11 protein-coding genes are annotated in these 12,828 nt (G+C 35.4%); all 11 read left to right on the plus strand.

Going from position 1 to position 12,828, the window contains the following annotated elements:
* The first annotated feature begins 96 nt into the window (after window positions 1–96).
* Window positions 97–1,464: a surface carbohydrate biosynthesis protein gene (locus EZL74_RS10950; RefSeq protein WP_131476657.1), complete on the plus strand. Its 1,368-nt coding sequence runs from the start codon at window positions 97–99 to the stop codon at window positions 1,462–1,464.
* On the plus strand, window positions 1,461–2,372 hold the full coding sequence (locus EZL74_RS10955; protein ID WP_131476658.1) for a glycosyltransferase family 2 protein: 912 nt from the start codon (window positions 1,461–1,463) through the stop codon (window positions 2,370–2,372). The genes EZL74_RS10950 and EZL74_RS10955 overlap by 4 nt, the downstream gene beginning before the upstream one ends.
* Window positions 2,362–3,513, plus strand: coding sequence for a glycosyltransferase family 4 protein (locus tag EZL74_RS10960; protein ID WP_131476659.1), 1,152 nt, complete (start codon window positions 2,362–2,364; stop codon window positions 3,511–3,513). Before EZL74_RS10955 ends, EZL74_RS10960 begins: the two co-directional genes overlap by 11 nt.
* 70 nt (window positions 3,514–3,583) lie before the next feature.
* A complete protein-coding gene (locus EZL74_RS10965) occupies window positions 3,584–4,276 on the plus strand; it encodes a class I SAM-dependent methyltransferase (RefSeq protein ID WP_131476660.1) in 693 nt (230 codons plus the stop codon).
* Window positions 4,277–4,304: 28 nt separating this feature from the next.
* Window positions 4,305–6,062 carry a hypothetical protein gene (locus tag EZL74_RS10970; RefSeq protein ID WP_131476661.1) on the plus strand — a complete coding sequence of 586 codons (1,758 nt, stop codon included), beginning with the start codon at window positions 4,305–4,307 and terminating at the stop codon, window positions 6,060–6,062.
* Window positions 6,059–7,153: a glycosyltransferase gene (locus EZL74_RS10975; protein WP_131476662.1), complete on the plus strand. Its 1,095-nt coding sequence runs from the start codon at window positions 6,059–6,061 to the stop codon at window positions 7,151–7,153. Before EZL74_RS10970 ends, EZL74_RS10975 begins: the two co-directional genes overlap by 4 nt.
* Window positions 7,154–7,202: 49 nt before the next feature.
* A complete protein-coding gene (locus EZL74_RS10980; protein WP_131476663.1) occupies window positions 7,203–8,252 on the plus strand; it encodes a glycosyltransferase family 4 protein in 1,050 nt (349 codons plus the stop codon).
* On the plus strand, window positions 8,249–9,298 hold the full coding sequence (locus EZL74_RS10985; protein ID WP_131476664.1) for an acyltransferase family protein: 1,050 nt from the start codon (window positions 8,249–8,251) through the stop codon (window positions 9,296–9,298). Before EZL74_RS10980 ends, EZL74_RS10985 begins: the two co-directional genes overlap by 4 nt.
* A gap of 4 nt (window positions 9,299–9,302) precedes the next feature.
* Window positions 9,303–10,466: a hypothetical protein gene (locus tag EZL74_RS10990; protein ID WP_131476665.1), complete on the plus strand. Its 1,164-nt coding sequence runs from the start codon at window positions 9,303–9,305 to the stop codon at window positions 10,464–10,466.
* Between the two features lie 2 nt (window positions 10,467–10,468).
* Entirely contained in the window at window positions 10,469–11,539 is a 1,071-nt protein-coding gene (locus tag EZL74_RS10995; RefSeq protein ID WP_131476666.1) for a hypothetical protein, read from the plus strand.
* Entirely contained in the window at window positions 11,540–12,703 is a 1,164-nt protein-coding gene (locus EZL74_RS11000; protein WP_131476667.1) for a glycosyltransferase family 4 protein, read from the plus strand.
* The last annotated feature ends 125 nt before the right edge of the window (window positions 12,704–12,828 follow it).

A 12,828-nucleotide genomic window follows, 5' to 3' on the forward strand; every position in this document is an offset into this window, starting at 1 on the left:
ATATAAGGGTTTTATTATGAGGTTTTTAGCTATTTTTAACGATATTTAAAATCAGCATCTAAATTCAAAGAGGAGACACCAAAAAAAAAATACTGTATGAACATTTTGTTACCAATTGAAACCATTAACAGAGAAATTGATTTTAAAATTGTTTTGGCAGGTTTTCTCTCCAATCAAGGGCATAAAGTATACATTGGTCAGCACGAATTTTTAATGAAATTAGTTCCGAAAATTCCACATGGTGGACTATACATCGGTAAAAATATTTTTAATAAACGTTCTGATCTTGAGAAGGGGGAGAAGTATCACCTGTTGAAAAAATACAATTTTGACGTGATATATTTACACGAAGAAGGGGCTGTTTTTCCGGGTAAGGAGGCAGATTGGATTCGAATTTTAAAATCACAATACAACACCGATTTTTTTGATGAGAATGATAAAATTTGTGTTTGGGGTGATTTCCAAAAAAGAATAGATGAAGCAAGAAGACCTAAATCATCAGTCATTACTACCGGACATCCACGATTTGATTTGTGCAAGGAAAAATGGCATTCCTTGTATTTTTCAAAAGTTGAAATATTGAAAAAAGCATACGGTAACTTTGTCCTGATTAACGGTAATTATGGCATGGCAAATCACGGATTAGGTTTAGAACATGTATTTTCAGAAAAAGGAGATTACAACGTTGCTGATGAAACACAACGATTAAAACGTGTCAATTTCTTTTGTCATTCTTCCAAAAAAATGATTGATTTGGTTTGTCTTACCCATGAATTAGCAGTAAAATTCCCAAAGTTGAATTTTGTATTCAGACCGCACCCTTCTGAAAATCATCAATATTATAAAACTGTTTTTGTGGGAGTTAATAATATTTTTGTAAGTCATGATGGGCCGATTCTTCCTTGGATAATAGCTTCAAAAGCTATAATTCACGATGGGTGTACAACGGCTATAGAAGCGACATTAGCCAACAAATTAGTGATTAATTTTGAAACTCATGTCAATCAGGATTATGATGTTTGGTTGCCTAATCAAATGGGGGTTAAGGCAAATGGAATTAACGAGGTAGTGTCATATTTAAACAATATGGAGGCAAATGAGAATGCGCCTGTAAGACAACTTGAAAGTCAGCTGGCAAATCAGTTGCTTTATAATTTCAATGAGGACAGTTTCGAATCGCTGTTAAAAGTCATTAATGAATTAATAACAGAAAAAGAACAACACACACAAAACAAGAATATATCGTCAGCATTCATCCAAAAAGTATACTTTACGGAAATGTTAAAAACAAAATTATATTTAATGTTAAAGCCTCATAAAAGGAAAAATATAGAATATCACAAAACAAAATTTTATGGTTTTAATGAAGGGGAATTGGCAGAAAAAATAAAAATGGTTTCTGCAATCCTCGGCAAGAAAATAAACCATAAATTTCACAATTCTAAATTAATTGAAATAGAATGATAACGAATCCACTGGTATCAGTAATTATTCCAACATACAAGCGCTCTGATTATTTGATGCGGGCTATAGATTCTGTTTTAAATCAAACCTACAAGAATATTGAGATTATAGTTGTTGATGATAATGACAATAATAGTGAAAGTCGGAAATTAACACACCAAAAACTGGAAGGATTAATTAACGATAAAAAAATAATTTATCTAAAGCATGAATCTAATAAGGGTTTGTCTGCTGCTAGAAATACAGGGTTATTAAACGCAAAAGGAGACTACATTTCCTTTTTGGATGACGATGATGAATTTCATCCGCAAAAAACAGAAGTTCAATTAAAGATTTTCAAAAACTCAGATAGTAATGTAGGGCTTGTTTATAGTGCTTTTTTAAGAATAGATGTTGAAACTCGTACAGAAACTATTGTTTATCCAAAATACAAAGGGAATGTTCGCTCGATTTTAGGGTTGAATCATATCGGCCCGCCCTCTATGGTAATGTGTTCCAGAGAAGCTGTAGATAAGATAGGTGGATTTGATGTAGCTTTCCGCTCAAGAGAGGATATTGAGTTTTATTACAGATTGTCGGAATTTTTTACTGTTGATTACACAGATGAAGTTCTGATGAGTTATTATGTTCATTCTAACGCAATGAGTAGGATTCAATCCGATAAGTTATTTTTTTTAGAAAAATTCATAGAAAAATACTTTGAAAATTTAAAAAATCCCACCAAAAGGTGGAGTGAGATTCAGGAACGCTTAGGTGAATTACATGCAATAAACGGAAATGCCATAAAGGCATGGAAGGCTTTCCTTTTGTCTTATAAATACAATCCCTCCCGATTAGCAATTTTGGGTAAATTAGTGTTGAGTTTTCTAGGTAAAAAATATTATATGAAATATAGAAATGTCCGATAAAAAAAAGAAAATAGCTTTTTTTGGGTTACCCTTATCAGGCGGTAATTATACCCATTATTGTTATTTAAAGCATGGATTAAAAGATTTTGAATTTTCTTTAATTGGTGTAGGAAAAATTGATATTTCACTGATATGTGACTCTAGCTTTATTCACTTGGGTAATGATTTAGATAAAAATAAAGATCAAACACACTTGGCTAAAATAGTGTTTGATTATATTGAAAATGCGCATTTTGATATCATTATTCCAATGAATTCGCCCATTGTTGTCTCTTTAATTCCTTTTCTGAATGAAAAAACCAGAATTGTACAAATTGTAAACAGTGATACACCCAGAGTATACAAATATGTTACTTCTCATATAGAATATGTTGACCAAATCATATGCATTTCTTCAAAGCAAATGCAAGAAATAGAAAAAAGGATTCCTTTTGATTTTTTCAATTCAAATGTTTCCTTGATACCTCATGGAGTTACTTTGGATGACAATGACATAAAATACAATGACAACGGTATTCTTTGTTTAGGTTATTTGGGCAGAATGCATCAAGGTCATAAAAATATTTTTTTGCTTCCTGAAATTTTAAAAAAGTTGTCTATTCCATATGAATTTGAACTTGTTGGAGGAGGAGAAGATAAAGCACTTCTACTTGAAAAGTTGAATAACGAAAATATTATTTATAAAGACCACGGAAATTTAGATAAGGAAGACATAAATAAGGCTGTGAAAGATTGGGATATTCAGTTATTTCCGTCTACAGTTGAGGGATTTGGATTAACCATTATTGAATGTATGAATCAAGGAGTAGTACCTGTGGCCAACCGGTTAAAAGGAGTGACGGATTACATTATTACGAATCAGATTGACGGGTACCTAATTGATAATAATGATGTTACTTTGTATGTTGACAGAATAATGTTATTACATTCTGATAGAAATCTCTTGAAAGCATTGAAGCATGGTGCTAAAAATACCGTTAAAAACAGATTTGATTTGGCAACTGTTTTAAATCAGTACAACACTGTTTTCACCGGCGTACTCCAAAAAACGAACGATAAATTGCCTTTGGATTTTTCAGCTTGGAAACCTTATGTAGAGTATAAACCAAGTCTGCTCAAACGAATTTTAAATAAATTTTAGTAGTATAACCAAATGCTGACTCGTTTAACGGAAATTTACTACGAGTCTTGTGTTTTAAACCAAAAATGAAATGAAAAACCAGTTAAAAAAAATTATCCCTTCATGGTTCATAAATTGGAGAAGAAAAAAACTCTCTAAATTCAGAGACATGAGTCCGCAAGAAACGTTCCGACATATTTATGAAACTAATCATTGGAACAGCAAAGAAAGTATTTCCGGTGGCGGTTCTGAAATCAATCAAACTATAACATTGATAAAAGATTTGGAAGAAATAATATCTGACAAAAAAATCACTAGTTTATTAGATGTTCCTTGCGGTGACTTTAATTGGATGAAAGAAGTTAATATGCCTTCAACCCAGTACATCGGTGGAGACATAGTAGAAGATTTGATTAAAAGAAATAGTGAGAATTTTAAAGATAGAACCAATGTAACGTTTAAAGTTGTTGATTTAATTAAAGATCCATTACCTCAGAGTGATCTTATTTTCGTGAGAGATTGTTTAGTGCATCTGTCATACGATAATATTTTTTCAGCTATACAAAATATTAAATCTTCAGGCTGTAAATACTTAATGACTACTACTTTTACAGAGTGTGATAAAAATACAGATATAGTCACTGGAAATTGGCGGAAAATAAATTTGGAAAAAAAACCATTCAACTTTCCAAAACCGCTTTTAATCATTAATGAAAATTGTACCGAAGGAAATGGACTGAACAAAGATAAATCGATGGGAATTTGGGAGATAAGTGCCCTTTAACTATTTGAAAAATTAAATTGGAGCAAGGATGCACATTTGGATATTAAAATATGGGGCGAGTAGCTTTTCGGATGATTTTTTAAGCGAAGCCAACAATATCACCCAACAAATAAGTCAGTTACATTTAAAAGAAATTTATCAAAAAAAGTTTGGTAATTTCCATTTGGTCTCTTTTTGTACCAAGTTTGAAAAATCACAAAAACGATACCTTCAGTCTGATGATGAAAACCTTAAGGGCTATTCAGGCTTATTGATTGGTAAGAATACTACCGATGTAGATTACCGGGATATAAAAAACATTGATTGCAATACCCCGGAGGAGTACAATGGGCAGTATGCATTATTTCAGTTAAACAAAGATCAATTTGTTTGCAGCGGAGATAATTTCGGCTTTCACAAGGTTTTTTACTTTCAAAAAGGGAATGAAATTTACGTCACCAATTACCTTAAGTTACTTCAGGCGACCAAAGCAATAACAGCCAATCCTGAACAGGTTTTAAGCGATTTTTTAACCAGCAGATTTGGTGTTTTTCCGGGGTATAATACACTCTTTAAAGAGGTATTCACACTGCCGGAATACGGTATGTTAACCATTCAGGAAGGCGTTATGAAAGTAGCCTCTTATAAAGATGTTAACGAACTTCTGGTGCCGGCAAATAATTTTGAGCATAACATTCAGAAAACTGCTTTCGAGTACAAAAATGCCGCACTCTATTTAAGAAATTTTCACAAAACAGCTATAGGAGTATCAGGAGGATTTGACGGGAGGCTCATGTTGAGTTTTTTCTACAATACCCAAGGAAAAAGTCTGGAAACGTATACCTATAATCGGGCAGGAAAACTTGATTTATGGATTGCTTCCTATTTAAGCCGAAAATTTAGGGTGCCTCATAAAAAATTTGAATTAGAAATTAAACTAAACGATTTTACCCCGGTTTTGAATGAATTCAAAGATTCCAAAGGAGATGCTTTTACAAATGCTTTGGATCAATCCGTTGGGCGTTTTTTTGAAACGGATGATTCTTTTAAAGTGAGTTTAGGGGGTAATGGTGCCGACACAGATTGGGAATTTGGTGAAAAGAAACTGAAATATTTGAAAACAGAAAATTTTAAAAGCTTTATTTCATCCTATGCTTTGATGTTGGTCACACACCCGCTGGTTTCTGAGAAAGTAACCCAGCAATTGGCCGACAGGATTGAGTATTACTTGTACAATAAATACAAGGTTTTTGAAAGCAAAGAAAACTATATACAATTATTAGCTTCGGCTTTTTTTCATTTAGAACGTTTCAGAGGAGAACAAGGTTTTGTTTATTCTCAACGCGGGAATGTCAACAAAGATATTTTTGCCCCGTTTGCTATAGAGTCGTTTAATCAGTGTGTTTTTAGCGCTACGAAGAACCAGTTGCAACGCACGCTCAAAGAAGGTATTCATTTCAGACTCTATTATGAGTTGACAGAGGGCAAGGTTCCGTATGCTCCAATTCTTACGGCTCGTAATGAATTCGGAAAAAATTTGTTTCAAAAAGCCTTGAATTATATAGCTCCAACGCTGCCAAAACTCATCTGGAAATTATTCGGGGGCGATACCAATCAACGAATTCGCAAAAAATATGCGAAGAATACTAATGATCTCTCAAAAGATTATCTGATGAAAAATCACGAGAGTGCATTGTGGCAGTATTTGGATTATGCGACCCTGCAAAAAGGGCTCAATGACGGCTACAATGGTCAATACAATACTATAGCAACTATGGTTAAATTTATAGAAAACAATACCCAATGATAGTGTTTTTTCTTCCGGATCTCAGAGCAGGCGGTGCTGAGCGGGTAATGCTTAATTTGTTGGTGCGTTACCACAGCCTACATCCTGATGAAGCATTGGCTATGTTGTTATTTAGAAAAGAAGGACCGTTGTTACAGGAGATTCCGGATACCATTCCTGTTTTTGAACTCCACACCAAAGGCGCCACTAAATCGGTTGTTTCTTTCATCCGTTTCTGTCGTGAAAAACAACCTAAAATTGTATTTGGCAGTTTAGGAGCGAGTTTGACGACTAGTTTGGCAAAGCCTTTTTTGCCTAAAAGAACAGTTATAATCAATAGAATAGGAAATACCATTGGGGCTGAGAAACTTTTGTTTACTAATGCCCTCAAACGCAGTTTGTACATTTGGGCCAATAAAATAATAGCCAAAAAATCTGATCATGTCATTTTTCAGTGTCATTATATGGCTGAAGATTATATCAGAGAGACCGGTGTGCAACCGGTTTCTTCATCGGTTATTTACAACCCTGTTAAGATAGCTCACATACAAAAATTAGCACTGCAACCGGTCGATAAACAGTATGCTTTTGTAGCCGTTGGGCGACTAAATACTCAAAAAGATTACCCGACACTCATAAGGGCTTGTGAACTGCTCATGAAGCGCGGTTGTGTTTTTACTCTTGCGATTTTGGGACAAGGCAATCTTAAAAAAGAGCTTGAGCACCAGATACAAGAATGTGGTCTGGAAAATCATGTTTTCCTCTTGGGGCATCAATCCAATCCTTATCACTATATACAACAGTCGTCTTATTTGGTTTCTTCGTCGCTGTATGAAGGTTTCTCGAATGTAATCATAGAAGCATTTTGTTTGGGAAAACCGGTTATTGCCACAGATTGTCCGGGAGGCAACGCTGAGGTTATTCAACACGGCCATAACGGCTGGCTTTGCCAATTCCAAAATCCGGAAGCTTTAGCGGAGACTTTGTATAATGGATTGCAACAAAATGTTCAGATGACCGCAGCGCAAATAGCCCAATATGGAGCCGAACGGTTTTCGGATGATATTATCTTTGGTAGCTATGAAGTCATAATCCGACGTTATTTGTCCTAGAAAATGACTAAGTTTACTGCCAAACTCTGATGACGCCCAACAAATAAGCATGAAAGTATTATACCTAACCAAATACAGTCGGAACGGAGCCAGCAGCCGTTTGAGGAGTTATCAGTTTTTTCCGTTTTTGCAATCGGAAGGGATTGAGGTTGCGGTAAGCCCGTTGTTTTCCGAAAAGTATCTGATTGATTTGTATTCCGGTAAAAAGACATCGGCAGTAACGGTATTAAAATGTTATTGGAATCGGTTTTTAGTGCTTTTTACGGTTTTTCGTTATGACAAAATTGTAATCGAAAAGGAGTTGTTTCCCTACTTTTTCAGTTGGTTTGAAAGAATCTTACTTTTTTTGAATGTGAAATACATAGTAGATTATGATGATGCGATATTTCACAATTATGATTTGAGCCGCAGCAGGTTACTTTCTTTTTTTCTGAAAAACAAGATTGATAATGTTATGCGGTACAGCGGTTGTGTTGTTGCCGGAAATAATTATTTGGCCAAAAGAGCCAACGATGCAGGAGCAAAAAATATTGTTCTTCAGCCTACTGTAATTGATATTGAAAAATATTTTGTACAAAAAGATGTAAACGACAAGGTTGTTATAGGATGGATTGGTTCGCCTACTACTTTTAAATATATTAAAAATATCAGAGCGGTATTTGTTGAATTGTTTGATAAATATGATGTTGAACTCCATATCATTGGCGCAAAAGAAGATATTGGATTGGGCTCAAAAGTAAAATATATACCATGGACAGAAGCCCATGAGGTTGATTTGATTTCAAAATTCGATATAGGTATTATGCCTTTGGAGAATACCCCTTGGGAATTAGGGAAGTGTTCCTATAAACTGATTCAATACATGGGGTGCGGAGTGCCTGTAATAGCTTCGGCAGTAGGGATGAATAAAGAAGTGGTAAAAGAGGGAGAGAATGGATTTTTAGTTACAACTCATGAGCAGTGGTTGGAAAAACTCATCGTATTGATTCAGAATCAAGAGCTCAGAAAGCAATTGGGGAAAAAGGGAAGAGCAATAGTGGAAGAACATTATAGTATTCAAAGTAAAATAACACCATTAATAACCATCCTTAATTCATGAGCACTGTTAATACAAAAAGTCAATATCTTGATGTTTTACAGATATTCAGAGGCATAGCTGCACTTATGGTTGTAGTTCACCATTCGGTAGGTTCGCTAAAATTTTATCATAAAATCGATTCTCCTTTATTGAGTTTTATAGGGGCTGTTGGCAAATATGGTGTTGATTTCTTCTTTGTATTGTCGGGCTTTATCATAGTTTATACAGCTCATTTTAAATACAATGACCCGAATGCCTTTAGAGATTATGTGAAAAACCGATTGATACGAATTTATGTTCCTTATCTTCCCATCGGAGTTTTCATGTTGTTGTTATACACAGTTATACCTTCATTTTCCAATGGTAGTCGAGATTTAAGTGTTTTAACTTCACTTACTCTAATCCCTCACGGAAATCCGGCTTTATCGGTTGCTTGGACACTTTCGTTTGAATTGTGTTTTTACCTCTTGTTCAGCGTTTCTTTTTTTTCCAGAAAGATTTGGAACTATTTGGTATTAGTTTGGGTTGTATCTGTTTTGCTCTTCAATTACACGTCTTTACATTCGCTTACTTTTTTAAATAATCCTTTTATACAAGTCTTACTGTCTCCGTACAATATTGAATTTGTCTTAGGATATTTATTAGCATTAATCATCATTAAAGGAATAAAGATTAATAAGTTACTGGGTTTGCTGTTTGTCTTTTTCGCTTTTGCTGTTTTTGGATATCTGAAGTTTTATAATTTACAGGTTTTTTCATTTTCGATAAACCTGGTATTTGCTGCAGCAGTTTTCGGAATGATTTATATTGCGATTGTTTACTTTAATAAAAAAATTAATAAAAAGGCTTTAATGATGATGATAGGAAATGCTACTTATTCTATTTATTTGATTCATAACCCTTTGCAAATGATTGTTCTTAGGTTTTATCCCAAAATCACTACTTCTGTGAGCTTGATATTAGCATTGTTTTTGGTATTGTTCTTATCCTCATTAATGGGGTATTGCTATTATTTGGTGTTTGAAAAGAGAGCTATTAACTTTGTGAAATCTAAACCGTTAAATTAGAATAATGGATATATTATTTTGCATACTATTTGTTGCTCTGGGATTCTTATTCATAAACCGGTTTAAGGATAAGCTATCTGCTGGAGATATAAAAACACTTAGAAAATTGTTTTTGTACCATTTAATTTTTGCAGTTTATTATTACTTCTTTGTCTTTGGGGATTCAATAGGGCATTGGAAACAGGCCAAATTGATGAATCATGAGGATTTTATTTATTCTTTGACAGAAGAGCAGGGGACCTATTTTATTCATGCCTTTAATTATCTTCCGGCTAATGTGTTGGGGCTTTCCTATTTTACCGGAACCCTAATGTACAGTTTGATTGGATTTATTGGATTGGTTTATTTTTATGTGATTGCTGAAACTTTTGTTCCGTATAACTCAAAGTTCAAAAATTACTATCTTTTTCCGGGACTTTTTTTTCTGCCTAACCTTCATTTTTGGAGTTGTGCCGTGGGTAAAGATACTTTGTTGTTCTTCTGTATAGCTGTATTTATGTATGGGGTCATTAAACCCATTCAGCGAATGCCTTTTTTGATTTTAGGGTTAGGACTTGCTTACTTTGTGAGACCTCATATGACGCTCTTTATGCTCTTGGCCTATGGAATGGCCTATTTTTTAACGTCAAAGGTGTCTGTTTTTCAGCGTGTTGTTTTTTTTGCCATGATGATTGGAGTCAGTGTGACTATTTTGCCTTCAGTAATGGAGTTTGCCAAAATAGAAGAGGCATCAGTAGAAAGTTTTGATGAATTCTCCGACTATAAATCGGGAGTGTTGAGCCGAGAACACGTTGGATCAGCTATCAACATCTCTTCTTATCCATTCCCGTTAAAGGTGTTTACATTTCTCTACCGTCCGTTGTTTTTTGATATTAACGGAATTCCGGCTGTTTTGGCTTCTTTTGAAAATTTATTATTACTGCTATTAACCATAAAGGTACTTCGGAATAATCCCGTTTTAGTATACCGAAAAGCACCTTTGGTCATTCAAGGGATGTTGTGGTTCCTGGTTATAGGTACTTTGGCATTTAGCCAGTCACTCGGAAATGTGGGTATTATGATTAGAATGCGGAACATGTTTTTGCCGGGATTAATCATCTTCCTGCTTTGGTCTTTTTCCTATCAAAAGCAAATAATGATGGAGCGTAAGGCTTCCTTAAATCAATGAAAATGAAAAAAAGTACCTTTACCATAGTGCTTTTTTTTTATCATTTAGTTTTTGTATTGATCTCGTATCAGTACTATGTAACTAAAGGAGGAGATGCACCGCTTTATTGGCATACCACCAACTATAGTCATCATAAATCGTGGGTTTATTTTCTCAATTACGGTACCGATTTTATCCTCTTCCTCAATTATCCTTTTATTAAACTTGGATTGCCTCTGTGGTTTGGTTTTTTATTGTATGGATGCATAGGTTTTTTCGGGATTTTAAAATGGATGCAATGGGCAGAACAGGTGTTAGGTTCTCCTGTATCCTATAAAGGAATCAATATCTTGTGGGTTGTTTTACTGTTTCCCAGTTTGCACTTCTGGACGGCTGCGCTAGGCAAGGAACCTCTTGTTTTTTGGGGAATTGCCAGTGTGTTTTATGCTCTGACTATCCAAAAATACAATACCTTCAGTTTTATTGCCGGCAGTTTGTTGCTGATTGTCATTCGCCCTCACGTAGCCCTTATGTTACTGTTGGCAGCTGTATTGATTTTCGTGTTTCAAAAAAAGTACTCTTTGCGCTTCAGGCTAATCTTGGCAACAGCAGCAGTTTCTGTTTTTGGGGCTTTGTGTTACATGGTTTTGCAAATAACAAAAATCAGGTATTTGGACTGGAACAGAATACGCTATTATAACGAGTATTCCATACTGTCGTTTAAAAATTCGGGGGGGTATGTTCCTATGCTGGATTATACGTACTTCTATCGCTTGTTTTCGTTCAATTTCAGACCGCTTTTTTTTGAAGTCCAATCGGTGTTCGGATTTTTTTCCGCTGCAGAGAATACTTTGCTGCTTTTGCTTTACGGTTTGGCTTTGCTCATTGTCATCCGATACTATCCCAAAATTGCATTTCCCGCATGGATGCAAATCACTTTTTTATTCGTTCTGATTGCCTCTTTATTATACATACAGCGCTATGCCAATTTTGGGATTTTTATGCGGACCAAAATAATGTACCAGCCTTTTGCCGTAATTGCTTTATTTTGCATCATCAAACAAGGGCTATCGCTTCGCAAGACCACCACCTAAATGGAAAAACAAAAACTTATCCGCATCACCACTGTTCCTCTTTCGTTGGACAAACTCCTCAACGGACAATTGCGTTTTATGAGCGCTTATTACGAAGTGATTGCCGTATCATCGGATAAAGCGGGTCTGGATAAGATAGGCGAAAAAGAAGGGGTAGCGACCTTTCACGTTGAAATGTCAAGAAAGATTACTCCTATAGCCGATTTGATGGCTGTTTTTCGTTTGTTTTGGTTTTTGAAAAAAGAAAAGCCACTGATGGTTCATTCGCATACCCCTAAAGCCGGTATCGTTGGGATGCTTGCTGCCCGATTGGCCGGTGTTCCGCACCGATTGCATACGGTAGCCGGTTTGCCGCTTCTGGAAACCACCGGTATGAAAAGAAAAATACTCGATTTTGTTGAAAAACTGACTTATGCTTCCGCTACCCAAGTTTATCCTAATTCTCATGGATTGCAAAGCATTATCATACAGAACAACTATTGTAAACCTTCTAAATTGAAGGTCATTGCCAACGGGAGTTCCAACGGCATAGATACTACCGTTTTCGATCCGGCACTTTTCTCTGAGGCAACTCAATCCGCTTTAAGAAAAGAACTCGCTATCGATGAGCACGATTTTGTATTTGTTTTTGTTGGCCGATTGGTAAAAGATAAAGGTATCAATGAGTTGGTTAGTGCCTTTGATGCCCTTCGACAAACTCAGGGTGACTCGGCTGTTTCTAATTGTAAACTGCTTTTGGTAGGGGATTATGAAACCGATTTAGACCCCTTGTTGCCCGAAACGTTAGCAAGGATTCATCACAATTCGGCTATACGGGCTGTTGGATTTCAAAACGATGTTCGTCCTTATTTGGCTATTGCCAATGCTTTGGTATTTCCCAGTTACCGCGAAGGATTTCCCAATGTAGTCATGCAGGCCGGTGCTATGGGGTTGCCTTGTATTGTTACCGATATAAACGGTTGCAACGAGATTATTGAAGAAGGCATCAACGGAACCCTTATTCCGGTAAAAAATGAAAAAGCTCTTCTGGAAAAAATGAGACTCTTCTTAGAAAATACCAACTATTACCTCCGACTGCAGCACCATTCAAGGGCCATGATTACTTCTCGCTATGACCAAAAAGTAGTTTGGGAGGCTATTTTGGCAGAATACCGTAAACTTTAAACAGACGGTAAATATTGTTTCTCAGACTCTGAATATGAAATGTGGTAGAGAACCCCATTTTACAATTTTGTTTGTAATTTAAACCATTTGTCGATATTAAGCTGAATTTGGTATTTAAATACGTG

Source organism: Flavobacterium silvisoli, from assembly GCF_004329815.1.
GTDB lineage: Bacteria > Bacteroidota > Bacteroidia > Flavobacteriales > Flavobacteriaceae > Flavobacterium > Flavobacterium silvisoli.